Raw genomic sequence first — 25,234 nt, forward strand, 5'->3', positions numbered from 1 at the left:
GTCGCTGGACCCTTCGTGCGGTGCTGGAGATCGAACTTGTTATTTGAGGGACTTCGAATTTTTGGGATTAGTAGTGTTAATAACTGCTGTGGAAACTGTGGATAACTGCCTCCGCCCGCATGATCCGGCGGTTAAGCCCTGTTCATGGACTGTGGGTGGAGCAGGTTTTAAACAGGGTGTGGATGGGGACAACATTTTTCGCGATTTTGCGAATCCACAGGCGCCTTAAGGGTTTTAAGCCCATTAACCGCGGTTGTCCCCTTAAGTATCCACAGGCTTATCCACATGCACCTGTTAATAAGGTATAGAAGCGCCGCTAGGAATCGCGCTGCTGCTGCTTGATCCGGTTGGTCAGCTCCGTCACCTGGTTGTAGATCACACGGCGCTCGGCCATGAGTTCGCGGATTTTGCGGTCCGCGTGGATCACGGTGGTGTGGTCGCGGCCGCCGAGCTCCTGCCCGATCTTCGGAAGCGACATGTCAGTCAGCTCGCGGCACAGGTACATGGCAATCTGGCGTGCGGTGACCAAGGTCCTGGTGCGGGACTTGCTGCAGAGCTCCTCCATGCTGAGCTTGAAGTAGTCCGCTGTCTGCGTGAGGATCTGGCTCGACGTAATTTCCTGGGCGCCGTCGTCGGTGATGAGGTCCTTGAGGACCATCTCAGCGAGGGCAACGTCAACGGGTTGCCGGTTGAGGCTGGCGAAGGCAGTAACCCTGATCAGGGCGCCTTCGAGTTCACGGATGTTGCTCGAAATCTTGGACGCGATGTACTCAAGTGCGTCATCCGGAGCGGAGAGGCCTTCGCTGAGGGCCTTCTTCCTGAGGATGGCAATTCGGGTTTCGAGCTCCGGGGGCTGGATGTCCGTCAGGAGTCCCCACTCGAAACGGGATTTCATGCGGTCTTCGAAACCGGCGAGCAGCTTGGGCGGCTGGTCAGAGGTGATGACCACCTGCTTGTTGTTGTTGTGCAGTGAGTTGAAGGTGTGGAAGAACTCCTCCAGCGTCCGGTCCTTGCCGGCCAGGAACTGAATGTCGTCGATCAGCAGGACGTCCACGTTGCGGTAGGTCGTTTTGAAGCTGGCACCCTCATCGTCACGGATGGAGTTGATGAAGTCGTTGGTGAACTCTTCCGAGTTGACGTAGCGGACGCGGATGCCGCTGTACAGCCGCCGGGCATAGTGCCCGATTGCGTGCAGGAGGTGCGTCTTTCCCAGGCCGGAGTCGCCGTAGATGAACAGCGGGTTGTAGGCCTTCGCCGGCGCTTCGGCCACGGCGACGGCAGCGGCGTGGGCGAAGCGGTTGGAGGAACCGATCACGAAGGTGTCGAAGACGTACTTCGGGTTCAGCCGGCCGAACTCGTGGGACGTGCTGGGCAGCATGGGCTGCGGCTTCTGCTCAATGAGCTGGTCCGGCGAGAAGGAAGGTTCGACGACGGGTTCGGGCTCTTCGTGGACAGGCACCAGATCGGTGTCCACGTCGATGGCACAGCGGATGTCTTCGGAAAACACGTTGTGCAGTGCGTCGTCCAGCGCATCCTTGACCTGGGTCTGCAGCACTTCCCGGGTGAGCTCATTGGGAACGGCAACCAGCAAGGTGGAACCGATCAGGCCCTGCGCCTGGGCGAGGATGACAAAGCCACGCTGCCGCGGTGTGACGCGGTGGTCCTGCTCCAGCAGGGTGACAACCCGCCGCCAGGAACTTCCGACAGTATTGGCGTGGTTGGCTTCGTCTACTGTCATCAATCGGTTCCCTCAAAACTTGCTTTGCCTGCATTGCCTGCAGCCGCAAGTCTTGAACCAGGATGGGTTCAGCTTCATCCACAGGGTTATGCACAGCACGTGGATAATCGGCTACTGGGCCACTCTAGGGGATGAAAAGCCTAGAAGATAGCTGGCAAGTAGCTTGTGAATAATTACACGGTTGTTGTTCTGAAAGCGGCCCTGTGAGCCACTTCATCCACAGGCTGGAAGGGCTGCTTGACCATAGTTGTGGATACCGCCTGCACCCTGCTCCGGTTTGACTCAGGGGCTTAAATTGCCCTAACGTTGTGAAGTCCTTTGTGTCCGCTTTTTGGCCCCATCTGAATCTCCCAGACGCAGTGCGTTTGGGCGGCCGGGGGAAGCGTGCATATACAAAACTTAGCGTCGGCCAGTTCTTCCCCTTTACTGATCGGGTGGGCGCACCTTTGATCCACTGGAGTAACTAACGTGAGCAAGCGGACTTTTCAGCCGAATAACCGCCGTCGAGCCAAGAAGCACGGCTTCCGCCTTCGTATGCGTACCCGTGCCGGCCGCGCCATCCTGGCAGCCCGTCGTGGCAAGGGCCGTACCGAGCTGTCGGCCTAAATACTGACTCGTCGGTAGACATTTCTTTGCGAGTTTAAGGTGCTGGCCACCCGTAACCGTTTGAGGACTGCAACCGATTTTTCAACAACTGTACGTTCCGGTGTCCGCAATGGACGCCGGAACGTAGTGTTATATACGGCAGCCATTGCTGCTGACGAACCCAGCCGGATCGGGTTCATCGTTTCCAAGGGTGTCGGGAACGCTGTGGTCAGGAATCTCGTTAAGAGGAGACTGAGAGAAGCAGGTGCTGCCTCGCTGCGCGAGTACGGTACCGGGTTTGCCATAGTGGTCCGGGCGCTTCCTGCGTCCGCGTCCGCAAGCTGGGATCAGCTGTTGTCGGATTACAACGCCGCATTGGCAGCGACGATGACCCGGCTGGCTGGCCGCCCTTCACGGGCTGCTGCTAACGGTTCGGCCGGTACAACACAGGAGGGGACACCGCGTGCGTAACGCCACCGCCGTCGTCGTCACCTATTTTCGTCCTGTTGCTGCCGCTGCCGGGAGATTCCTCTGGAACCTGCCCCGGAACATCCTCATTCTTCTGTTGAAGGCTTACCGCAAGGTGATCTCTCCCTTGTATGGACAGGTCTGCCGTTTTTTCCCTTCATGCTCGGCGTATGCCCTTGAAGCGATTACCGTCCATGGTGCCGTCAAGGGGAGCTGGCTTGCCCTCCGCCGTCTGGGCCGCTGCCATCCATGGAATGCCGGTGGCGTGGACCACGTCCCCGCCGGCCACAGGGAATGGCCTTTGAGCCAGACCCCCACAATTGTTGTGCTGAACAACCCGGACAAGTACCTGGCTGCTCGGACTGATGGAGAAGGCCGCACGGCGGCCTGACGAATAGGGATAAGTATGGACTTCTTTGAAACAATCATGTTTCCGTTCAAGTGGCTTGTGTCCATCATCATGGTGGGCTTCCATGAGGGCCTGAGCACCATTGGCATGCCTGAGGCCTCCGGCTGGACCTGGACTCTGTCCATCATCGGCCTGGTGCTGGTGATCCGTGCCGCCCTTATTCCTGTGTTCGTGAAGCAGATCAAGGCGCAGCGCGGCATGCAGCTGCTCCAGCCCGACCTGAAGAAGCTTCAGGACAAGTACAAGGGCAAGACTGACCAGCTGTCCCGCCAGGCCATGGCGCAGGAACAGATGGCCATGTACAAGAAGCACGGGACCAACCCGTTCTCCGCCTGCCTGCCCATGCTGATCCAGATGCCGTTCTTCTTCGCGCTGTTCACGGTTCTCTCCGGGATCTCCGGAGCCGCCGCCGCAGGGAATGGCATTGGGGCAATGAGCCACGAGCAGGTGGTTCAGTTCGATGACTCCACCATCTTCGGCGCCACGCTGTCTGCCTCCCTGCTGCATGGCGGTGAGGGAAACCTCACGGCAGTTTGGATTCTGTCCATTGTGATGATCCTTGCCATGACCGCCTCGCAGTTCATTACGCAGAAGCAGATCATGGCCAAGAACATGTCTGAAGAAGCCATGGCCAGCCCCTTTATGCGCCAGCAGAAGATGATGCTGTACATCCTGCCCATCGTCTTCGGTGTGGGCGGCATCAACTTCCCCATCGGTGTCCTGATCTACTGGACCACCACTAACCTCTGGACCATGGGCCAGCAGTTCTTTGTTATCCGCCGCATGCCGACGCCGGGATCCCCCGCAGCCAAGGCCCTCGCCGAGCGCCGTGCCGCCAAGGGCCTGCCGGCCCTCTCGATCCTGAGTGGTAAGAAGGACGAAGATGCCGACGCTGCCGCCGCAGCAGCAGCCGTGGCGCAGGCCAAGGGACAGCGCACTCAGCCGCAACGCAAGAACAGGAAGAAGAAGTAATGTCAGCCGAGAGTACCGAACACGCCCTTTCCGAAGAGATCATCGACGATCAGGACGAGTCCGCTGCCCAGGACAGCTCTGCCCCCAAGGCTTCCTCAGCCAGCCGACTGGAGGAAGAAGGGGATGTTGCTGCGGACTACCTCGAGGAACTGCTGGACATCGCGGATATCGACGGTGACATAGACATTGAGGTCCGTAACGGCCGTACCTACATCTCCATCGTTACCGAGGAAGAGTCCGATAGCCTGGACAACCTCGTGGGCGAAGACGGCGAAGTCCTGGAAGCCCTGCAGGAACTGACCCGGCTCTCCGTCCTGTCCGCAACGGAGAACCGCTCCCGCCTGGTGCTGGATATCAACGGCTACCGGCAGGAACGCACTGGCCACCTTCAGAAAATTGCCGAAGATGCAGCCGCAGCTGTGAAGAAAACCGGCCAGGCTGTTGCCCTGGAACCGATGAGCGCCTACGAGCGGAAAATCGTTCACGACGCGGTTGCCGACTTGGGCCTGGTGAGCGAGTCCGAGGGCGAAGGCGCCGGACGCCATATTGTTGTATCCGCAGACTAGAGAATTGCGGATTCGCTAATCATGGTTAACATCACGGCAGCTGAACTTCTGGCAGCTGAAAAGATTTTTGGCGACCGCCTGGATCTCGCCAAGCGCTATGTGGAACACCTCGCCACGTCCGGAACTGAGCGCGGGCTTATCGGCCCGCGGGAGATCCCCCGCCTCTGGGGGCGGCATGTCCTTAACTGTGCGGTCATCGAAAGTGAGATCGCCCAGGGAAGCCATGTTGCAGACGTCGGCAGCGGCGCCGGACTGCCGGGCCTTTGCCTCGCGATCGCGCGTCCGGACCTGGAGCTCACCCTGATCGAACCGCTGGAGCGCAGGGTCATCTGGCTCCAGGAAGTAGTTGACGATCTGGGCCTGGACAATGTCACGGTGATGAGGACCAGGGCCGAACTTGCGGTTGGCCACGTGGAGGCCGACGTCGTGACGGCACGGGCAGTGTCCGCTCTGAGTAACCTCGCCGGCCTCACCATTCCGCTGCTGGGAGGCCACGGAGAAGTGGTGGCTATCAAGGGCCGCAGTGCTGCTGAGGAAATTGAGAAGGCAGCGAAGGTTATCCGCAAACTGGGGGGCGTTCAGACCTCTGTCATCACGGTTGGCGACAACCTATTGGAAGAGCCCACCACTGTAGTACGCATCGTTGTAAACAAGTCCCAAAAGAAGGCCTAGGGTAGGCCCGGCGGCCACAGTCTGCCGGGGTAAGCAGTTAGGCTAGTCAACGGCAGCAAAAATAGCTGAACGAGAGTGAGTGTGCCCCAGTGACCAGTAGCGAAGCCTCCACGCAACGGATACCGCCGTTCGTGTCATTGGGGTCAGCACGTTCTCTCGCTGGTGCTGTTTCAGCCTCCTCCGGTCTACTCGGGAAGCAACCGCGATCGGTATCAAGCTCCTCTCCGGTGCTGGTTTCACGTGAAACAACTTCCGCGGGTAGGGCAAACATTATCGATGCAATTGATGATTCCAGTCCTATCGCCCGGGAACTGGCGCACGAGACCCGCCGGCGTGAACGACTTGTTGGACGGCAGTTGCCGCGTCCCGAGAAGACGAGGGTCTTCACGGTGTCCAACCAAAAAGGCGGCGTCGGCAAGACCACCACAACAGTGAACATAGCGGCTGCCCTTGCCGCCGCCGGCCTGAATGTCCTGGTGATAGACATCGACCCCCAGGGCAATGCCTCCACTGCTTTGGGCATTGAGCACCACGCGGACGTGGACAGTATTTACGACGTCCTGATCAACGACGTTCCCCTGGCCGATGTGGTCGCGCAATGCCCGGACATCGACAACCTCATTTGTGCACCGGCCACAATCCACTTGGCGGGCGCAGAAATTGAGCTCGTATCGCTTGTGGCCCGTGAGCAGCGGTTGCGCCGAGCCATTGATGTTTACGCAAAGGTTCGAGAGAAGAAGGGCGAACAACGCCTGGACTACATTTTCATTGACTGCCCTCCAAGCCTTGGCCTTCTGACGGTCAACGCCTTCTGCGCAGCGAGTGAAGTCCTGATTCCCATTCAGTGCGAGTACTACGCACTGGAGGGACTGAGCCAGCTGCTCAAAAACATCGAGATGATCCAGAAACATCTCAACGCCGACCTCGTGGTCTCCACCATCCTCCTGACCATGTACGACGGCCGGACCAACCTGGCCGCCCAGGTCGCCGCCGAGGTTCGCCAACACTTCCCCGAGCAAGTACTGTCCGCTGTTGTGCCGCGCTCGGTTCGTATCTCCGAAGCTCCGAGCTACCAACAAACCGTGATGACCTACGACCCCTCATCCAGTGGAGCCCTGTCCTACCTGGAAGCCGCTGCTGAAATAGCAGAACGCTAAAATCTTCAAGAACTGCAACAACTGGAGTCCGGCAAGGCCGGGCTCTACCACTGGAGGGATTTACCCATGAGCGAGAAGCGAAGGGGCTTAGGCCGCGGTCTTGGCGCACTGATTCCAAGTTCCGCCGGTGCGAATGGGGCTGGCAACGGCGCAGCGGTTTCGCGTCCCGTCGATCTCTTCTTTCCCGAGGGACGCAGGAAGACTGTGGAGCCCGAGACGGCTGCGGATGCTTCAGCGGCAGAGGAATCAGCGCGTCTGACTGAAGCTGTCACTAAATCAGCCACCGCTCCGGATTCTGCGGCCAAAGCTACCAGTCCTTCGCGTAAGCCGGCTTCAGCGAAATCCTCCACGCGGGCAACTGAAGCAGCCTCTAGCTCCAACAAATCAGGCAGCAGTTCTGCAACGAAGACCGCTGCGGGCACCAAGAACGAGCACAGGTCTAGGGCCCAAACGGATGTCGAGCCGGTGGTGTCCGCCAACGAGGACGGGCAGGAAGTTCTGGCCATCGGGGCCAACGATTCGTTTGATTCGGTTAACACGGATACGGGCGTGGAACTGGTGCCGGTGCCCGGCGTTCGGTTTGCAGAAATTCGCGTTTCTGATATTCATCCAAACCGAAAGCAGCCTCGTGCAGTCTTCGACGAGGACGACATGGCGGAGCTCGTACACTCCGTCCGGGAAATAGGCGTCCTCCAGCCAATTGTGGTCCGTAACTCAACCGAAGAGGGTGGAGAACCGTTTGAGCTTGTTATGGGCGAGAGGCGCTGGCGTGCGGTGCAGGCCGCCGGCATGGAAACTATCCCCGCAATCGTCCGGGACACCACCGACGACGACCTCCTGCGGGATGCGCTGCTGGAAAACCTCCACCGGAGCCAGCTGAACCCCTTGGAAGAAGCGGCGGCCTATCAGCAGCTGCTCGAAGATTTTGGTACCACCCATGAACAGCTGGCCGACCGCATTGGCCGCTCCCGGCCCCAGGTTTCCAACACTCTGCGGCTCCTGAAGCTGCCCCCGTTGGTCCAACGTCGTGTGGCAGCAGGAGTGCTGTCGGCAGGCCATGCGCGTGCGCTCCTGGCACTTCCCGATGCCGCAGCCATGGAACGTCTGGCACAGGGGATTGTGGCTGAAGGCATGTCTGTACGCGCCACCGAAGAAGCCGTGGCTATGTACCAGGACCCGGCTAAGCCAGCGAAGAACAACATTCCCCGTCCTGGTGCGCGGCACGAGCGCTTGGACTACCTGGCTTCATCGCTCTCCGACCGTCTGGATACCAACGTCAAGATTTCGCTTGGGGTCCGCAAGGGCCGGGTCAGCATCGAATTTGCCAGCGTGGAGGATCTTAACCGCATCATGGATGTGCTCGCGCCAGGGGCAGAAAACTAGTTACCGCGCGGAAGGGTCTGTGAATGCTGCCCTTAAAGTGCGCTTTCTTCCACAGTAGAACGTAGTTTGTGCTTCTCGAATTCAAAGGGCTATCGCCTTTTTGCTCTGTGCCGTAAATCGGGACGTGCTGTGGCATCTATAGGAAGTGTGTCTCCGCATAACCAGCCAGGTTCGGCTGGAGGGCCGATCCACCTGTTAGTGTGCGGCGAACTATAGGCCAGTTGAAGACTCCTAGTTCGAAGCCTCGCAATCGTCGCAATCGATCGCTCGTACAGCTGTCCCCGGGTATTCACGCGGTTGTTGTCTGCCATAGCTCGTACAGGTCCCTCGGTTTCCAGTCTGCTGTTTCACGTGAAACTTCGCCACCAGTGTTGGATAGCCCGATGGTCGTTCTAGGCGCACTTATATCGCCTACGGTGCTTGCCGCTGCGGACCGTATTGACGGCGGCCTGCTGCTGCCCCTTTCGCCGCTTTCGTGCACTTCTCATAGCAGCTGAGCTACGGTCATGTCCGTAGCTCAGGTTCCGTAGAGCAAAGTCGGTAGACTGAGTCGAAAGTCCTATTCCTTATCGCCGACTTACCGATCATTTAGGTCTAGGGCCTTTTCTTCGAGTGCGGGCTGCATCTGGGGCCTCAGTTACTCATAGAGCGGTCCTCCGCATCGCCTCTTGGTGCTGCCAACACTTCTATCGGATGCCTTTGCCAGCGGAGGCGGACCTTCGCCGTACCGAGTCATCAAGGCAACCTGATGGGCCGCCGGCCGCGTGAAGCCATTCCCGCGTTGCTTCATGCACTGGCTAAGGTTGGCGGCCCCTGTTTCACGTGAAACACGTTTGGCATGCGGGGGAACAGCAACAGACCGCGGGCAGCTCTGACAGCTCCTGGCTAGCAGCTTGCGGCTTAGGCTCTGGCTTCTCACAACAAGGCATCGTGAGCGCCTCCGGAGCTTTGGTGGTGGAAGCTTTGCCTTCCGGTTGCTAGTGAAGGCAGGAACTCCTGCGGGCCGTGCACACCTCGCAACCCGGCCGAGAATTCGGTATTCCTGGTCCATGAGGCCAGAACAAATTAGCGCATCCCCACCGTAAGGAGTGAGACCAGGTTTGTACTTGGATACCCGCAGCCCCGCGATCCTACGCCCAGCCAGCTTTACGAGACAGCCCCGATGCATAAGGATCGCTCGTAGGTTCTGTTAATGGCGGAGCAGCTTAGTCCCTGCGAAGGCAAGTCAGCGGCAGCCGAGTTATGCCGATCGTCTCCGTGGCACTTCCAGTCTTTGCGTGCTCGCGCACAGGGCGCTGCAGCAGCTGCACCTAGGGCCTTCTTGTTCGAGGCTGAAGTGCGGCGTTGTCCGTGAAGGATAGGACGAGAGCAGGTCCAATCCGATTCTTTGGGGCCGTCAAGATAGCGGCTCGGATCAGGCAGATTAGCGTCCGCTGATTCGATTCTGGGATTGAGACGTTAGCGTGTTTGATTCTGCCGGCAGGCGCTTTTTCCGTGGTGCGGCTGGATCAGCGCGGGCCGCGTCGGGCCCCATCGTTCTTCGTCCTCTTCAAGCTATTTGGGCCGTCTTGCTTAGACAGGGATCGCAGGTCTGTTTCACGTGAAACACTGACGACCTCGCTCCCCCTGCCTGGCTAATGCGATGGCAAAGTTCTGATCCGCCAGGAGGACCCATAATCGCTAGGTACCGGAGGCCTACCGCTGCCTCTTCCAAAGTCAGGCGTAAAATCGTCCGGTGGTTTGGGTCGTAGTCAGTGGGTGATGAGTTGTCAGGGAGGCCCGTAGTGAAAGCTGGATATGCCGTCGGACTGGCGGTACGACCAGGTGGCAGAAGCCTGGGCTCCTGCCTATCCCCTGTGCATGGCTCGGGGGCTGTTGGCCTCTCTCGACATGGAAGGCCCTGGATTTCGCATCACGGTCACGCTTCCATTTAGCTTGGTTCCTGTGGAGATGCTTTACTGCCCAACTGGTCTTAGCGAAAGCAGCATCGTGATGTCGCGCCCCGGGTGAACTGGTACTGATTCCTCCCTCAACCCGTGAGGACGCGCGGGACTTGTAGAAGGGGTGGTGTTAGCACGGGCGTATCCATCAACGGCGCTATGCCATTCTCGACCTGCTTTGACCATGGATTCCCCTGTACGCGGCCGGGGAAAGATTCCGGCGGAGCCTTCTCGGTGCAGTGCATATCGCTGTGGATAACTCTGTGGACAAATCGCCTGCGGGTTGTGGATGATGGCCGCGGTCACCACGGCGATTTCTGTTTGTCGGCGAGGCGCTACGGGCCTTAGTTGTAGGTCATCCTTGGCGGTGTTTCACGTGAAACACCAGGGACCAGCGCCGCCGCCTGAGACAGCTTGGTTTCATCCATGAAATCAACCAGTTCAGTATTCCAATGAGTGCTAGGTTACCGTTCCTGCGTCCGAATTAGCGTATCCGGAGTCTTCCATCGCGTCCCGCTGCGCCAAGTAGGGCGTTATCGCTGTTGATGCTTTGCTGCGGGGCGGGAAGTGGCTGTCAATGAATCGGCAGGAGGACTGTGGATAACGCTGTTGAAAAGGAGGAGAGGGATTGTGGATAACGTTGGGGATAACGACAGGACGCGTACGCTATCACACACCAGGTGATCATCCAGTCACTGCCCTTGTCAGGTGCTGATCGATCTGCACATGGTGTGCAGTTCGCGGTAGGGGGTGTGGGGCTGTACCGTGGGGGGCCGTCGTAAAGACTCGCCCTGGAGGTCTGGCGCTGCCATCAGTGAGGCGACCTTTGCTATGGCACACGCCATGGATCTGGTCGACCGGCACGCCGTGGAGAACGATCCGAAAGACCTGTTTCGTCCTCGCGCACGTGCGAGTTGTAATCGGCTCGGCAATTGCCCCCTAGCGTGGTTCAGTAGCCGGAGAGACAGGAGTACTAAAGGTGGAAGGCGGGTGTGGGTGGCTGCGCAGCGCATCCGAGGTCATGTATCTTGCTGGTGGTGTGCGGTAGCCCTCCAGGTAGCGGACTCTGGCTCCCCTCTCGGGCATTCCACGGACCACGTCGAGGCGAAAGTTCCGCGGGGGTCGAAGGGAGACATTAGTGAGTGGAACCCGAAAGCCCCAGTCCAACTTGGAGTCGCTCGTGCCGTGGCAAAGGGGCCAGCGCGTGCCCTGAGCCTTTGAAAACCGTACATGTAAAAGCTGCCCGCATGAAAGGGAGCCTCTAGTGATGTTTCACGTGAAACGCGCGGCTGGCACCTAAATCTGCCACCTGGCGATGCGACTCTCGTGGGGCAGGCTTGGACGACTGGAAAGGGTGCATTGCACTCCACAGAATCACGCGCTCTGTGTGCCGTGACAGGTACCTCCGAATTTAGCCCCGCTAGAGCTAGCTACCGTCGGTGGTCTGTAGAAGACGAGAGTCTTTAGTGTTTAACCACGAAACTAGGATAGTGCTTCAAGGCCGGCACCGCTGTTTCACGTGAAACAGCGCCTGCTCTCCGAATTCATCGTGAAGCGCGTCCTGCGTGATCATTCCGATCTTAGAAGGGGCAACTTATTGATCGACTCCCCCAAGCACCCTCGCAGGCCGGCACGCACTTCACGGTGATCTGAGTAGTTGCGTCGATTAGCCGCTCGGCCTCGATGCCGTCGCTCCTTTCGCATCGAAGCCCGGCGCGCCGTACACAAAGAAGGACACCGCTATTGGTGGCTAGTGTCTGGCTGCAGCTCCGCTCCGGGCGCCCCGCTAATTGCATGAATAGAAGCGGGCCTGGTTGGTGCTCTTCCAGGTTCTTCTTTTCAAATGACGGTTGGCTTGAGTATTCGGAGCAAATTGGCTCGACGAAGTGTGCACGTTAGCTTCAAGGCCAGGATCTGGACAATTGATGGCCATGGTGATGTCAGGGCCCCTCTTCGACTGCGCCTCATGTACTGTTGGCTGGTATCCGCTCCTCGCGGGAGCTCAGTGGGATGTGGACATTTCTCGCTTTCGATCGTCGTCTCGGACGCAGCCCTGCAGTCGGGTTCCAAAATATGGGGTGTTACCCGATTCGTCCCTTTCGCCAGAGGCTTTGGTCAGCCTCGGCTGGCCCTATTGGCGCCAGTCCGAAAAGTTTTCGAGTGCGACACTAGTGTTACGGAGTCTATACCTCGTTTAGACTCGGTTTTGTTGTGCCCTTGTGTCGATGCGGTCCGTCAACATGTCCTGGCGCCGCCTAGGGAGGAGCTACTCTTTTGCACGATCGAAAGCCGACCTTTTGCACCTTCTGTGACGACTAACCGTCACGACGCACAATGCCGATGACAGCATTCATGTGGGTTTTGCTGTCATCGACCTTTGCAGCGGGAACTCTATCTGGGGTTACGGCGGATACCGCTATGCCAATTCGAATTCACGTGTTCTTTTCAGTGCATCTCAGAATACCGCTGCGCCGCAACCGTCTTCCTGGACCACCGTGCGTTTCAGTCCAAAGGCGTGGCCTCTTGTTTCACGTGAAACAGCAGGACCAGAGCGCTGAATAGGCCTCCGAGATCGTTGCCCCTATTCCAGGGCCGAATGCTCTTGCGGTGCAGGGCGGTGCGTAATAGCGACACGGCCCAGGAAAGCAGCTGGGAAAGACCGCGTGATGTTCTGCGAATAGCCCGTGATTCCGCGCGGCGACAAGGGGCTGCAGTGCGGCAGGGAACAGGACCTCTTCAGGAAAACACCTCATGGGGCGTCATGAACATTGATGAGGTATCGGTGCGGGTTGCATCGACTAGCCGGGCACTTAGGCGTTTAAGCGTTGAATTGTTCCAGTCTTCGCAAGAACTTTTCCACTTACTCGCAGCCTTCGCGCCGTCAACACACTCTGTGCCGGAGTGTTTCACGTGAAACAGACCCGCGCTCCACGGGGTCCGCGTCAGAGGTGCGAGTTGCCCCGCAGCCCGAGAATCACACCATTGAAGGCTGCATGTGTTCGTCTCGGAACGGTCCAGCGCTTCCCGAGCAATCCTTGGCACCTTTGGGGGCCTCTTTCCGATCGAGACAGCGGAGACGCACGGAAGGCGGTGGAGCCAAAAAGAAAGTGGTCACCGCTCATGAGCGGTGACCACTTCCGTACTTACGGGGCAAGAGCCCTAGAGTAACGACCTAGGAAAGGACGTCGGCAAATTCCTTCTCGAAGAACTGCTTCGGCTTTGCGCCGATAACAGTGCTCTTCACTTCCCCGCCCTGGAACAGGTAAACAGCTGGAATCGATGTAATACCGTACTCTGCCGCAATGGCCGGGTTGTCGTCCACGTTCAGCTTCACAACGTCAACCTTTTCGCTGTACTCGACGGAGATCTCGTCAAGGATCGGGCCGAGCTTGCGGCAGGGGCCGCACCATTCAGCCCAGAAGTCCACGATAACCGGCTTATCTGAGGACAGGACGTCCGTGCCGAAGCTGGCGTCTGTTACGTCTTTTGCATTGCTCATGGTTTTATCTCTCTCTTCGTAGCGCTGACGGATTTAGGCTTGCAGGTCTGCGAGGTAGTGTTCGACGTCAATAGCGGCAACACATCCTGAACCGGACGCTGTGATTGCCTGGCGGTAGGTGGGGTCAATGACATCACCGGCGGCGAACACGCCTGACAGACTGGTCTTGGAACTCCGGCCTTCGACGGCAATAGTTCCCTCCGACGTCAGGTCCAGGACTCCCTTAACCAGATCGGTGCGGGGGTCGTTGCCGATGGCGACGAATACCCCCGTAACCGCCAAATCAGAAATGGAACCGTCCACAAGGTTCTTCAACTTCAAACCGGTGACCTTCTGGTCTCCAACCACGTCGTCCACAGTGCTGTTCCAGATGAAGTTGATCTTCTCGTGGGCCAGTGCGCGGTCGGCCATGATTTTCGAAGCCTTCAACGTATCGCGGCGGTGGACAACCGTTACCGATTTCGCAAACTTGGTGAGGAACAGTGCCTCTTCCATGGCAGAGTCTCCCCCACCGATGACTGCAATGTCTTGGTCCTTGAAGAAGAAACCATCGCAGGTTGCACACCAGCTGACGCCGTGCCCTGAAAGCCGCTTCTCGTTCGGGAGGCCGAGTTCACGGTAGGCGGAGCCGGTGGAGAGGATCACTGCCTTTGCCTGGAAGCTTTCGCCGGTGGCGATGGTGACAGTCTTGACAGGTCCTTCGAGCTGGACCGACGTAACGTCCTCGAACTGAATTTCGGTGCCGAAGCGTGCCGCCTGCTTCTCGAAGCTTTCCATCAGGTCTGGCCCCATGATGCCCTCCGGGAAGCCCGGGTAGTTCTCGACATCGGTGGTGTTCATCAGTTCACCGCCGGCAGTGACAGAACCTGCCAGCAACAGGGGCTTCAGGTTGGCGCGGGCAGTATAGACAGCTGCCGTGTAACCAGCCGGGCCGGAGCCGACGATGATGACATCACGTACTTCTGACGTGGTGTTTTCTGTGATGGTCACTGAACGGTGAACCTCTTCCTTATTTGACGCGCCCCGCTTTGGAGGCCGGCCACATGGCACAACTGATACTGCAGGTTGAATATTCCGACCCCAGGGCACGGCGGATGACCGCGGACAGCAGTAAGCGAACTCCGCGAGACGCTCTTTCCAGATTACCGTCCCATGGCAAACCCGAGCACAGTAAGGACCACAGCCCACCAGTATTGCGGAACCGTCGCACAGACCCTGGGGGTTTACTGGACCTTGATCTCCGCCAACCGGAGGCCGTAGCCATAGCGCGTCTTCGGTGCAGCCAGCCGGGGAAGGGAGTTGATGGACACAATGACGTACTGGGCCTGTACCGGCTCCGCGAGCGGCATAGTGAGATCGGTTGACGTAAAGCTGTTGGTCCCGACTGCCTTCGCTCCGTCCAAAGACGGCTGATCGTTGGTGTAAACCGTGATGTTTCCACCTGAACCGCCCAGCTGCGAAAGCGTCACTGAAGAAACAGTTGCCGGGTTCTCAAGCTTCACTACCAGCGGCACGCCCTGGGCGGCCAGTCCTCCCCAGTTCTCCGTGGCGAATTCCATGTCCGACCAGTAGCTGGCGGCGTTACCGTCGTATGCCCTGACCAGGTCACCGTCAAAGGTGGCGGCAAAGTCGAAGGTACCCTGCCGGCTGACGCTTTCAATGGCCGGCGGGACGGCGGGCGGGGCCGAGGTAGGTGCCTGCGTTGGCGCGGCAGAGCCTGCGGGAGCCCCGTTGGCGGTGGCAGGAGCTGAGGGATTGGCCTGCGGCTCGGAGGGAAAGAGGCTGCCAAGGTTGGTCAGGGTGAAAACGAGCCCGGCAATCAGGACGACGGCGAGCAACCCGCCCACCAGCCAGCGCATGGACCGCGGTTCACGTGCCGGTGCATCCCGGTCGTCGTCGTCATAGTCGTCCTGCTCAGCGTAGGAGGGGCCAGCAGGGGCGGCAGCGGCAGCCGGCCGCGCAAACACGGGAGACTTTTTCTTGGCCGGCTTTTCATCTCTAACCGGAGAGACTTCGTACCGGTCCTGGTCTCCGGCGCTTGCGTAATCGTCCTCAGACCAGAGGGACACCTTCGGCTTCCCGCTGCCGGCCGCCTCGGGCTGGTTCCGCTGGTTGGACGCGAAGCTGGCAGTTGCCGGATCTTCAGCAGGCCGGGTCGAGGGGCCGGCGGGGCGAGCTGAAGCATGCGACGCCGCAGCCCCTGCCGCGCCGCCTAGGGCTGCTGCTCCCATCGGGGACGCACCGGACGGCTTACGCCCGGCGGGTGCATTCGTCGGCCGGACTGGAGGCCTCGGCGGCACTGCTGGCGCAGCACGGAAAGGATCAACCTGGCTGGGGTGCGTATCGCCGTAGTTGATGTAGCCGGCGTCCACGTGATCTTCGTCGTCGTACGGCTCCGGCTCATGGGACCGCGGCTGCCCAAAGATTTCGCTTCCAAGCGTGTCCGTAAAGAAGGGCTCCACATAGGGAGGGTTGGATGCTACCACAAGATCCAGCAGGTCCGCCGCGGATGTGTGGTTGGTGATGAGGTAGGTGGCGGCCTCGGTCACGCCGAGGTCCAGAACCTGAACCGTGCCGGGGCGCTCACCGGTAGCAACCTCGCGCGCGCTTTGGGCAACCTGCTCGGTGTTCTCTGGTCCGGCAACCAGGATGCTGACAGGGCGGTTAAGCACCTGGTCCACACCATCCAGCACCAGATCGTGGTCGTGCGAGGCCAATACAGTGGCTGTGACCTTGTAACGGCCGCCCAGTACTGATCCGACATCGATCGGGTTGGACACGTGTTCCTCCTAGACTGTCCGGTATTGCCGGGATGGATGACGCAACCACCGTTCAAGGGGCCGCCGGGGAGGCTGGCCCTTGAATGCAACTACCCCTGTTCCCTATCGATCCTAGCCGATTGCGCCTTACGCACCGTGGACAAAGACAGCGGCAGACCGGGTCAACATCACTTTTTCCGCGGCCGCCGCGGCCTGAAATGGGGGTTCTCGCCGGGCTTCCCCTGGAAGGTGCGGCGTCCGGGAAGCGGGATCTGATCGCGCAGCAGTCCGCCGCGCGCGGTGCTGGGCTGGTCCTCGCCGGGGAGGTACGTGCCGTCTCCGCCGGGGTGGTCTTCGCCGTCGGCCGGTTCCCGGCGTCCTGCCCCGCGCTCGGGGACGGGACCGGCGCGGAAGGAGACGGCGTCAAACTCTCCAGAAATGCGTGGGATGAGCCCGGTATCCACGGAGGTGGTGGCGCGCTCGGGTGCGTGGCGCCGATGGTCATCCGACCCTGCTCCAGCTGTATCGTCCGACGGCCGGGTCCCGTCTTCCGCAGCAGGCGCAGCAGCCCCGCCGCGCCCCAGCCTTCCCAGGAGGGGACGCAGCAGGTCGCGCAGCTCAGAGACTCGGAACAGTTTGAGCAGGACGAAGTAGGCCACCAGCATGATGGGACCCACCACGATGACCGTTATGAGCGCGCTCAGCCGATCGCGCCAGGCGAAGCCGTCCGGGCTGTAGCTGCCCATCAACCACAGCGCTCCCGCACCCGCAATCGCGGAACCAAGGGCGGCGTAGCCCATCCGGATGTAGGAGTTGGCGATCCGCGCGCCGTCCAGGTGCCCCAGGAGGCGCCGAAGGAAAAAGGCACTGATAACCACCGAGAGGATGTTGCCCACCATATAGAGCACCGCGATGGCGTAGATGATCTGGTTTACGGGCAGGAACTGGATGGCAAACGCCCCGGCCACGTAAACCACCGCCAGGAGCAGCTGGATGTAGAAGGGGGTGCGGGCATCCTCGTTCGCATAGAAGACGCGGGACATCATGAAGTTGGCGCTCATGAACGGCGTGCTGAGCGCGAGAATGGTCAGCGTCTGGGCAAGCATCACGCCGTCCTGGCGAAGGCCGCCAGAGAAGAACATCCCCAGCGGACCGGCAAGGGCAAAGAGCGCCAACGCACCGAACACGGTGGCCACAGCCATGGTCCGGAGGCCGTGCGAGAGGGCGTCGCGCAGTTCGGCGCGGTTGCCGTCCTGCGACGCGCGGGTCATGCGGTTGAACAGGACCGTGGCGAGGGACAGGGCAATGATGGAGTGCGGCAGAAGATACAGCTGGCTGGCAACCTCCAGCACGGCGTTGCCGGGAAGCATGTACGCGGCAGGGTCGCCGGCCTGCTGGAGCCGGATACGCTCGGCTCCGGGAATGGTGGCAATGCGCATGACGTACAGGAAGGCGAGTTGCCCGACGGCGGCAGTCAGCAAGGTCCAGACGCTCAGCTTCGCTGCCTGGCCCAGTCCCACTCCGCGCCAGCCGAACCGCGGCCGGAGCCCCAGTTTCAGCCGGATCACGGGAATCATCAGGATGGCGGTCTGCGAGATGACTCCGATGGTGGAGAATCCGGCCACCAATAGCGTTTGGGTGTCACCCCAGTTATCCAGGGTGTGCGTATTGATCTCGTTTGAGCCGAAGATCCAGATGAACATCCCCAAGCCGGCGATGGCCACCAGGTTGTTGAGGATGGGCGCCCACATGGCCGGCCCAAAGGCGCCATTGGCGTTGAGGACCTGGGTGAGGAGGGCGTAGAGGCCGTAAAAGAAGATCTGGGGCAGGCACCAAAAGGCGAAGGCCACGGCCAACGCTTTTTGCTGCGGGGAATAGCCCTGGGTGGTGAGTTCGATGACCCAGGGCGCTGCCAGCGTCACCAGGGCCGTCAGTCCCAGCAGGAGCAGGACCGCCAGCGTCAGCAGCCGGCTGATGTAGTCCGCTCCCCTGTCCGGAGCCTTGCTGGCCTTGATGATCTGCGGCACAAGCACAGCGTTGAACACGCCGCCGGCCACCAGCAGGAAGATCAGGTTGGGCAGGTTGTTTGCGTTGATGAACGTGTCATTAACGGTGGAACCGAGGCCGAGGGCCGTGCCCAGCATCCAGGTCTTGCCAAAGCCCAGGAAACGCGAAACGAGGGTTCCCGCGGCCATGATGGCGCTGGACCTGGTTTCACTCGCCTGCTCAGCGCCGGCTTGTCCACCGTCCAAGGGAGAGCCGTCCACGGGTGCAGCCAGGTGCGCGGTTTCCGCGGGGGCGCTGTCCTGCGTTGCGCTGTCCAGGGGTGCCGCAGCCTGGGGCGCCCCGTCCAGGGGTACACCGTCTGCAGGTACGCCCTCTGGAGCGCCGCCGGCCCGGCCGGCTTGATCGGAAGGAAAATTGGAAGCTGACATCGAGTTCATCGTCTCACCCGCAGCCGCTTATCACCGCAATACCGGCACCGGCAATGCCGCCCTAGAGGTGTTCTGGCAGGACTTCGCGTGCCAGGTCGGCGATGCGGCGCTCATTGGGGAAGGACAGTTTGCGGGCGAGTTCATGGATGGGAACCCACGCCACGTCCACGGCTTCCTGGTCCGGATCGTTCTCGATGGTCAGCTCGCCGCCTGTGGCCCGCAGGAGGTAGTGATGGACCGTTTTATGTACGCGGTGGCCACTGACGGTGAACCAGTAGTCGATGCTTCCCAGAGGCGCGAGGATGTCGCCTTCGATGCCGGTTTCTTCGGCGATTTCACGGACAGCGGCCTGCTCGTTGTTTTCCTTGCCCTCCGGATGCCCCTTGGGCAGGCACCATTCCAGGCGTCCGCCGCGGTTAAGGCGGGCGATGATCGCCACCCTCAGTTCGGCGTCGGAGGTGTCCACAACGACGCCGCCGGCAGAGACTTCCTCGACGGTAGGCAGCGAAGCCGGTGCCGAATGCTGGGCAGGTGCAACGTGCGCACCGATTGCCGATGGCAACGGTGCGTTTGTCCTCCTGCCTGGAGCGCTCGGTACTGGATGGGCCATGGAGTCCACTCTAACGACTGTTGCCCGTTCGTGATGACCGGAACATGACACGAACATGGACTGCATATGACGCGCTTTGGAGGCGCCGCACGGAATGAGCAGGATCTTGACAGCATTTTGGCCTGCGCGCCCGCTGGTTTCTGACAAGCTTAAGTAACTATGGCGCACCCACATCACAAGACTGAATCCCACACCGTTGATTTCCAGGTGGACCCGGTGGTCCTGGAGCTCGGCCAGCGTTTTGTGGACGCAGGCCACGAACTGTCGTTGGTGGGCGGTCCCGTGCGTGACCTTTTCCTGGGCAGGACCTCCCCGGACCTGGACTTCACCACCGATGCCACGCCGGACCAAACGGTGGCCCTGATCAAGAAGTGGGCGGATAACTTCTGGGAGATCGGCCGCGCCTTTGGCACCATCGGAATGCGCAAGGCCGGCTTCCAGATCGAAATAACCACCTACCGTGCGGAGGCCTACGATCCGGAGTCCCGGAAACCGGTGGTGGCGTTCGGCTCCTCTTTGACTGACGACCTGCTCCGGCGGGACTTCACCATCAACGCCATGGCCCTGAAACTTCCTTCCCTGGAACTGGTGGATCCGTTCGGCGGCGTACGCGACCTGCACGCCTCCATCCTGGCCACGCCGGGGGCTCCGGAAGCGTCCTTCTCGGATGATCCGCTGCGGATGATGCGCGCCGCCAGGTTCGGGGCGCAGTTGGGTGTCTCCGTCCACGATGACGTCCGCCAGGCCATGACAAGGATGGCTGAACGGATCACCATCATTTCCGCCGAACGTGTGCGGGACGAACTCACCAAGCTCATCTGCGGCCGCCGCCCCCGGGTGGGTGTGGATCTGCTGGTGGACACCGGCCTGGCCGAGTTCGTGCTGCCGGAAGTCTCCGCCCTCCGGCTCGAATCGGATGAGCACCACCGCCATAAGGACGTCTACCAGCATTCGCTGCAGGTGCTGGAACAGGCTGCGGAACTGGAAACGGACGCTGACGGCCCCGTGCCGGCGCCGGACTTTGTGCTCCGTTTCGCAGCATTGATGCACGACGTCGGCAAGCCGGCTACGCGCCGTTTTGAACCGGGCGGCGCGGTGAGCTTCCGGCATCACGACATGGTGGGTGCCAAGCTCACCACCAAGAGGATGAAGGCCCTGCGGTTCGACAATGACACCATCAAGGCCGTTGCCCGCCTGGTGGAGTTGCACATGCGCTTTTACGGTTACGGCGACGCGGGCTGGAGCGACTCCGCGGTTCGCCGCTACGTGACCGACGCCGGGCCACTGTTGGAACGGCTGCACCGGCTGACCCGCTCGGATGTCACCACGCGCAACCAGCGGAAGGCCGAGCGGCTGGCTTTCGCCTATGACGACCTCGAGGCCCGGATCGCGGCGCTGCGGGAACAGGAATCGCTGGATTCGGTGCGCCCTGACCTGGACGGTGCCCGGATCATGGCCCTCCTGGACCTCAAACCTGGCCCTGTAGTGGGCCGCGCCTATAAGTTCCTGCTCAATGAGCGGATGGAGCACGGGCCCCTGCCCACCGAAGACGCGGAAGCCAGGTTGCTCCGCTGGTGGGCGGAGCAGCCTGAATCTGCACCCGCCGAACCCGGGGCCGGAACGCCTCCTGCCGCCGTCGACCTTTCCTCCAAGGAGTCCAAGTGACCAATCCTGCCCTTGCCCCCCGGCCCCAGCTCTGGATCCTCCGCCACGGCGAGACCGAGTGGTCCAAAAGCGGGCAGTACACGGGACTTACTGATTTGCCCCTCACTGTTGAAGGCGAGCAGCAGGCGGTGGAGGCCCGGAAGGTGCTGGACCCTGTCGATTTTGACCTGGTGCTGACCTCTCCCCTGAGGCGTGCCCGCCGGACGGCGGAACTGGCAGGCTTTCCGGACGCCCAGCATGAGCCCCTCGCCGTGGAATGGAACTATGGCGATTATGAAGGCATCAGCTCGGACCTGATCCGGAAAGACAACCCCGATTACCTGATCTGGACCCACGGCGTGCCCAACGGAGAGACGTTGGACGAAGTGGCTGCCCGGGCGGACAAAATCATAGGGCGCGTCCTGGAATCCGGCATGGACAACGTCCTCATTGTGGCCCACGGGCACTTCTCCCGGATCCTCACAGCCCGCTGGCTTGAATTGCCCCCCACCGAGGGGCGCCACTTTATTCTCGGAACCGCGAAAGTGTGCACCCTGGGCTGGGATAAGAGGACTCCGGCAATTGTCCGATGGGGCCTTTAAAAAGCTATTTCCGAGTTTCTTTAGAAAGTTTCACGAATTAGGTAGCGGTGCACTGTAATCGTGGTGTACTTTTATTCCTGACCCCAGAGCGTCCTGCCGGGGTCGTGGCGTTCGTTGCCAGGCCAGTCAGCTGAAGCAACGGCAGAGCAAAAAAGGAGGTTGGGAAAAATGATTACTTTGACTAGCGGACGGAAGACAACCATCACCGCGGACCCGGCCTCTGATGCTTTTGCGCGCCCCTTTCCAGGGTTCGTCGGCTCTTAGCCACCGCCCCTGCTGCCGGTGCTGAGACCGGTGGCGATGCTTCGGGTGCATCAGGCACCGTTATTCGCACCCTCGCATCTTTCACGGGATAACCAGCTAACCCATTAGCCCGGCAATTTTCTTCTATTGCCATCGGCAGCTTATGGGCTTTGTGCTCCCTTCCCGCGGGTTCTAATTACTTATTCATTCCCGGTATTCCTATGCCCCAAATCGCCCCCTTTTTTATGGCGCGGATTGGGGGCTTAATTGTCGCGCCCAGTTTGCGGGCCAACCAGTTTCAAAGGAGGTGACCCACAATGATCAAAAAGCTTCAAAAACTCCTGTCTCCTTCACGCGGGAGACGCAGCAGCCGCAGGCAATTCAACCGCCCGCTGCTGGAGAAACAACGGGAAGATGTATTCCTCTTGATGCACCAGCAGTTGGGAGGTATGCGCTGACGGCCCGCTTGATCTGCAGGAGAAGATATGGGCGCACATGAGTGCCAGTGCCGGAGCCTACGCGGCGACGCGTGGGCTCCCCGCGGGGACTCTTCCAATGGTGGCAGGCAGCAACGGTAAGCTCGATGCCATGGAGGAGACCCAGCCGCCGGAGCACCGAGGGCGGACCCGCCTGGTAGTTCCCAGTCGCAGCGATGTCCTGCTGCGCAACTTCACCGAAGCCATCGGCGGCCCCCTCGGAGCCAGGGCCGCACCGGGCATCGTTTCCCCCGGCATCTTTACCGTTGAACGTGTACTGATCCTGCTCACGGTCCTGGCGGCTCTTGCGGGCATCCTGGTCAAAGGGTATTGCCGCGTCAACGGCTGGGAATCCCCCACCCAGTTCTACGCCACCTGCTATTCGGACTTCCCCGAGCTTTTTCGGAACCGCGGACTGGCGGAGGGAACCGTGCCCATCCTTGGCGCCGGGAGCCAGTTTGAGTATCCGGTCCTGATCGCCCTGATCGCGGGGGTCACGGCATGGCTCGTTCCCGGGACAGGGATATCGGAACCGCGTGTCCTCGCCTACTTCGACATCAATGTTGCCCTTCTGGCCGCAGTTACTGTGGTCACGGTCCTGGCCACCGCCCGGATGTCCAGCCGGCGGCCCTGGGATGCCGCCATGGTGGCCTTGGCCCCGGGCATCGTGCTGGCCGGCACCATCAATTGGGATCTGTGGGCAGTAGCCCTGCTCGCCCTGGGCATGTACTTCTTCTCGCGGGAACGGCTGGTGCTTGCCGGCGTCTTCATCGGACTGGGGGCGGCGACGAAGCTGTACCCGCTGCTTGTTATTGGCGCGATCCTGCTGCTGGCCATCCGGACTGGACGGTTCCGTCCCTTGCTGGTGACGGCGGGCGCTGCCGCCGCCTCATGGCTGGCTGTCAACCTGCCCTTCGCCGCTGCCAACCCTGCCGGGTGGGCCTACTTCTTCCAGTTCAGCGTGGACCGCGACGCCGGGTACAGCTCGCCCTGGTTCGCCTACAACCTCGTGGCCAACAGGCTGCAATGGACGGAACTCAGCCCGGCCGCCGTCGACCTCTTGTCCCCTGGCCTTTTTCTCCTGTCCTGTGTGGCTATTGCAGCCGTTGCCCTGACTGCCGGCCGCCGCCCCCGCCTTGCCCAACTGGCCTTCCTGATCGTGGCGGCGTTTGTCCTTACCGGCAAGGTGTATTCGCCGCAGTTCGTGGTGTGGCTGATCCCCCTCCTTGCGCTGGCGCGGCCGAGATGGCGTGACTTTTTGATCTGGCAGGGAATTGAGGGCCTGCACTGGGCAGCAGTGTGGATGTACCTTGGACAGGTGACCAGCGCAGGCTCTTCCCAGCACAACCTGGATATGCCTTACTACGTCCTCGCCGTGGCGGCGCACATGGCCGCGGTGGGCTACCTTATGCTGCGCGTGACCTGGGACATCTACAACCCGGACTACGACCCCATCCGCCGGCATCATCTGGATGATCCCCAGAGCGGTCCCTTCGCCGGCGCGCCTGACTGGCTCCGGTTGGATCTTCGAGAGCGATCAAACTCCGTACTGCCCTGGAAGGCGGGTTCCAATGCCTGACGTAGCGGTAGTAGGCGCCGGGCCGAACGGGCTTGCAGCGGCAGCGGTAATGGCGCGGGCCGGGCTGTCCGTGGAGGTCTTCGAGGCAGGCAGTACCATCGGCGGCGGGACCCGGACCAGCGAACTGATGCAGCCGGGCCACTTCCACGACATCTGCTCCGCTGTTCATCCGATGGCAGTGGCCTCACCATTTTTCAAGGCCTTCGAACTGTCCCGCCGGGTGAACCTGATCACCCCGGACCTGTCCTACGGATCCCCGCTGGATGGTGGCAGGGCGGTCCTCGCCTACCGGTCGCTGGACCGGACATCCGAGGGACTGGGTCGCGACGGTGCTGCTTACCGGCGGCTGATGGCACCTCTCGTGGACCGCATCGACGAGATCATGGACTTCACCCAGAACCAGCTGATCCGCGTCCCCCGCAACCCGTTGGCGGCAGGGCTGTTCGGGTTGCGGACCCTGGAGCAGGGAACCGGACTGTGGAACGCCCGTTTCAAGGAAGACTCTGCACCTGCCCTGCTGGCCGGGGTTGCCGCCCATGCCATCTCCCACCTGCCTTCCCTCGCCGCGTCCGGGGCGGGGCTGATGTTGGGGGCGCTCGGGCATGCCGGTGGCTGGCCCATCCCGGAAGGAGGGTCGGCCGCCATAGCTGCCGCCCTGGCGGAGGACATCGTTGCCCATGGGGGTGTTATCCACACCGATGCACCCATCGACCGGCTGACGGATCTGCCCTCCGCACGCACCACGTTGCTGAACGTGGCGCCGCAAGGGTTGCTGAACATGGCCGGTAACGCCCTTCCCGACCGGTACCGGGATGCGCTGGAATCGTTCAGGTACGGAAATGGCTCGTGCAAAGTGGATTTCATCCTCTCGGGTCCCGTGCCGTGGACGGCGAAGGAACTGGCCGACGCCGGAACGGTACACCTGGGCGGTACCCGGGCCGAGGTGGCACGCGCAGAGAACGAGGTCAGCGCGGGCAGGCACCCGGAACGCCCGTATGTCCTGGTGGCCCAGCAGTCACGCTTCGACTCCGGCCGCGCCCCCGCCGGACACCACACCCTGTGGGCCTACTGCCATGTCCCCTCCGGATCAACACGGGACATGACGGAAGCCATCACTGCACAGCTGGAGCGGTTCGCGCCGGGGTTCCGCGACCTTGTAGTTGACTCCAGTGCGATTACCGCTGCCGGGCTGGCGAAGTACAACCGCAACTACGTCGGCGGGGATTTCAGCGCGGGCACCATGGACCTGCTGAACCTTGTCCAGAGGCCGGTCGTGTCGCCGGTGCCATGGCGTACCCCTTTGCGCGGTGTCTACCTGTGTTCTTCCTCCACCCCGCCAGGGCCGGGTGTGACCGGCATGCCGGGGTACCACGCCGCGAAGTATGCACTTCAGGACATGTTCGGTCTTTCTGTCCCGGCACTCGGGCTGGCCGCAGCGTAGGCCTCCAGCTCCCGTCTCCGGCGGCTCGGAAGAACGGAACGTGCCACAGTGACCGC

General features: G+C 61.0%; 19 protein-coding genes. 13 read left to right on the top strand and 6 right to left on the bottom strand.

All coding sequences use genetic code 11. The features are described from left to right. Positions 1 to 316 precede the first annotated feature (316 nt). Entirely contained in the window at positions 317 to 1,738 is a 1,422-nt protein-coding gene (gene dnaA / locus M8J71_RS06785) for a chromosomal replication initiator protein DnaA (protein WP_163164975.1), read from the bottom strand. Positions 1,739 to 2,206: 468 nt separating this feature from the next. Here dnaA and rpmH point away from each other — a divergent pair, with 468 nt between their 5' ends. From rpmH to M8J71_RS06825, 8 genes are all read left to right on the top strand, one after another. After that, complete coding sequence (rpmH, locus tag M8J71_RS06790) at positions 2,207 to 2,344, top strand: 50S ribosomal protein L34 (RefSeq protein WP_003800212.1); 138 nt, start codon at positions 2,207 to 2,209, stop codon at positions 2,342 to 2,344. Positions 2,345 to 2,383: 39 nt separating this feature from the next. Next, complete coding sequence (rnpA, locus tag M8J71_RS06795; RefSeq protein ID WP_163164977.1) at positions 2,384 to 2,794, top strand: ribonuclease P protein component; 411 nt, start codon at positions 2,384 to 2,386, stop codon at positions 2,792 to 2,794. Continuing rightward, positions 2,787 to 3,182, top strand: coding sequence for a membrane protein insertion efficiency factor YidD (gene yidD, locus M8J71_RS06800; RefSeq protein WP_256247197.1), 396 nt, complete (start codon positions 2,787 to 2,789; stop codon positions 3,180 to 3,182). Before rnpA ends, yidD begins: the two co-directional genes overlap by 8 nt. Before the next feature lie 15 nt (positions 3,183 to 3,197). Then, entirely contained in the window at positions 3,198 to 4,172 is a 975-nt protein-coding gene (gene yidC / locus M8J71_RS06805; RefSeq protein WP_163164979.1) for a membrane protein insertase YidC, read from the top strand. Then, entirely contained in the window at positions 4,172 to 4,738 is a 567-nt protein-coding gene (locus tag M8J71_RS06810; protein ID WP_163164981.1) for a Jag family protein, read from the top strand. Before yidC ends, M8J71_RS06810 begins: the two co-directional genes overlap by 1 nt. A gap of 21 nt (positions 4,739 to 4,759) precedes the next feature. Continuing rightward, entirely contained in the window at positions 4,760 to 5,410 is a 651-nt protein-coding gene (gene rsmG / locus M8J71_RS06815) for a 16S rRNA (guanine(527)-N(7))-methyltransferase RsmG (RefSeq protein ID WP_256247198.1), read from the top strand. 89 nt (positions 5,411 to 5,499) lie between these two features. Next, positions 5,500 to 6,567, top strand: a complete 1,068-nt coding sequence (locus M8J71_RS06820; RefSeq protein WP_308292949.1) for a ParA family protein — start codon at positions 5,500 to 5,502, stop codon at positions 6,565 to 6,567. A gap of 66 nt (positions 6,568 to 6,633) precedes the next feature. After that, a complete protein-coding gene (locus M8J71_RS06825) occupies positions 6,634 to 7,950 on the top strand; it encodes a ParB/RepB/Spo0J family partition protein (protein WP_256247200.1) in 1,317 nt (438 codons plus the stop codon). Between the two features lie 5,112 nt (positions 7,951 to 13,062). On the opposite strand, the gene trxA is transcribed toward M8J71_RS06825, so the two are convergent. The 5 genes from trxA to M8J71_RS06850 form a co-directional block, all read right to left on the bottom strand. Beyond that, positions 13,063 to 13,389 carry a thioredoxin gene (gene trxA, locus M8J71_RS06830; RefSeq protein WP_091419383.1) on the bottom strand — a complete coding sequence of 109 codons (327 nt, stop codon included), beginning with the start codon at positions 13,387 to 13,389 and terminating at the stop codon, positions 13,063 to 13,065. 33 nt (positions 13,390 to 13,422) lie between these two features. Next, positions 13,423 to 14,379 carry a thioredoxin-disulfide reductase gene (trxB, locus tag M8J71_RS06835; RefSeq protein ID WP_256247201.1) on the bottom strand — a complete coding sequence of 319 codons (957 nt, stop codon included), beginning with the start codon at positions 14,377 to 14,379 and terminating at the stop codon, positions 13,423 to 13,425. 233 nt (positions 14,380 to 14,612) lie between these two features. After that, positions 14,613 to 16,169: an ABC transporter substrate-binding protein gene (locus tag M8J71_RS06840; protein WP_256247202.1), complete on the bottom strand. Its 1,557-nt coding sequence runs from the start codon at positions 16,167 to 16,169 to the stop codon at positions 14,613 to 14,615. Between the two features lie 167 nt (positions 16,170 to 16,336). Next, positions 16,337 to 18,583: a murein biosynthesis integral membrane protein MurJ gene (gene murJ / locus M8J71_RS06845; RefSeq protein WP_256247203.1), complete on the bottom strand. Its 2,247-nt coding sequence runs from the start codon at positions 18,581 to 18,583 to the stop codon at positions 16,337 to 16,339. A 61-nt stretch (positions 18,584 to 18,644) separates the two neighbouring features. After that, positions 18,645 to 19,145: an NUDIX hydrolase gene (locus M8J71_RS06850; RefSeq protein ID WP_163165305.1), complete on the bottom strand. Its 501-nt coding sequence runs from the start codon at positions 19,143 to 19,145 to the stop codon at positions 18,645 to 18,647. 207 nt (positions 19,146 to 19,352) lie between these two features. Here M8J71_RS06850 and M8J71_RS06855 point away from each other — a divergent pair, with 207 nt between their 5' ends. The 5 genes from M8J71_RS06855 (at position 19,353) to M8J71_RS06875 (ending at position 25,178) form a co-directional block, all read left to right on the top strand. After that, positions 19,353 to 20,858, top strand: coding sequence for a CCA tRNA nucleotidyltransferase (locus M8J71_RS06855; RefSeq protein WP_256247204.1), 1,506 nt, complete (start codon positions 19,353 to 19,355; stop codon positions 20,856 to 20,858). Further along, positions 20,855 to 21,439: a histidine phosphatase family protein gene (locus M8J71_RS06860; protein ID WP_163164999.1), complete on the top strand. Its 585-nt coding sequence runs from the start codon at positions 20,855 to 20,857 to the stop codon at positions 21,437 to 21,439. Before M8J71_RS06855 ends, M8J71_RS06860 begins: the two co-directional genes overlap by 4 nt. A gap of 560 nt (positions 21,440 to 21,999) precedes the next feature. Continuing rightward, positions 22,000 to 22,140, top strand: coding sequence for a hypothetical protein (locus M8J71_RS06865; RefSeq protein ID WP_256247205.1), 141 nt, complete (start codon positions 22,000 to 22,002; stop codon positions 22,138 to 22,140). A gap of 130 nt (positions 22,141 to 22,270) precedes the next feature. After that, positions 22,271 to 23,737 (top strand): glycosyltransferase family 87 protein, encoded by a 1,467-nt coding sequence (locus tag M8J71_RS06870; protein ID WP_256247206.1) that lies wholly within the window; start codon positions 22,271 to 22,273, stop codon positions 23,735 to 23,737. Then, positions 23,730 to 25,178: a phytoene desaturase family protein gene (locus M8J71_RS06875; protein WP_256247207.1), complete on the top strand. Its 1,449-nt coding sequence runs from the start codon at positions 23,730 to 23,732 to the stop codon at positions 25,176 to 25,178. The genes M8J71_RS06870 and M8J71_RS06875 overlap by 8 nt, the downstream gene beginning before the upstream one ends. The last annotated feature ends 56 nt before the right edge of the window (positions 25,179 to 25,234 follow it).

The organism is Pseudarthrobacter sp. R1, from assembly GCF_024494415.1.
In the GTDB taxonomy this organism is placed as follows: domain Bacteria; phylum Actinomycetota; class Actinomycetes; order Actinomycetales; family Micrococcaceae; genus Arthrobacter.

Excerpts from the sequence above, each read along its gene's own strand:
- dnaA (WP_163164975.1), bottom strand. The coding sequence starts at position 1,738 with ATGACAGTAGACGAAGCCAACCACGCCAATACTGTCGGAAGTTCCTGG.
- yidC (WP_163164979.1), top strand. The coding sequence starts at position 3,198 with ATGGACTTCTTTGAAACAATCATGTTTCCGTTCAAGTGGCTTGTGTCC.
- trxA (WP_091419383.1), bottom strand. The coding sequence starts at position 13,389 with ATGAGCAATGCAAAAGACGTAACAGACGCCAGCTTCGGCACGGACGTC.
- murJ (WP_256247203.1), bottom strand. The coding sequence starts at position 18,583 with ATGTCAGCTTCCAATTTTCCTTCCGATCAAGCCGGCCGGGCCGGCGGC.
- M8J71_RS06810 (WP_163164981.1), top strand. The coding sequence starts at position 4,172 with ATGTCAGCCGAGAGTACCGAACACGCCCTTTCCGAAGAGATCATCGAC.
- M8J71_RS06870 (WP_256247206.1), top strand. The coding sequence starts at position 22,271 with ATGGAGGAGACCCAGCCGCCGGAGCACCGAGGGCGGACCCGCCTGGTA.
- M8J71_RS06855 (WP_256247204.1), top strand. The coding sequence starts at position 19,353 with ATGGCGCACCCACATCACAAGACTGAATCCCACACCGTTGATTTCCAG.
- M8J71_RS06865 (WP_256247205.1), top strand. The coding sequence starts at position 22,000 with ATGATCAAAAAGCTTCAAAAACTCCTGTCTCCTTCACGCGGGAGACGC.
- M8J71_RS06825 (WP_256247200.1), top strand. The coding sequence starts at position 6,634 with ATGAGCGAGAAGCGAAGGGGCTTAGGCCGCGGTCTTGGCGCACTGATT.
- M8J71_RS06875 (WP_256247207.1), top strand. The coding sequence starts at position 23,730 with ATGCCTGACGTAGCGGTAGTAGGCGCCGGGCCGAACGGGCTTGCAGCG.
- rsmG (WP_256247198.1), top strand. The coding sequence starts at position 4,760 with ATGGTTAACATCACGGCAGCTGAACTTCTGGCAGCTGAAAAGATTTTT.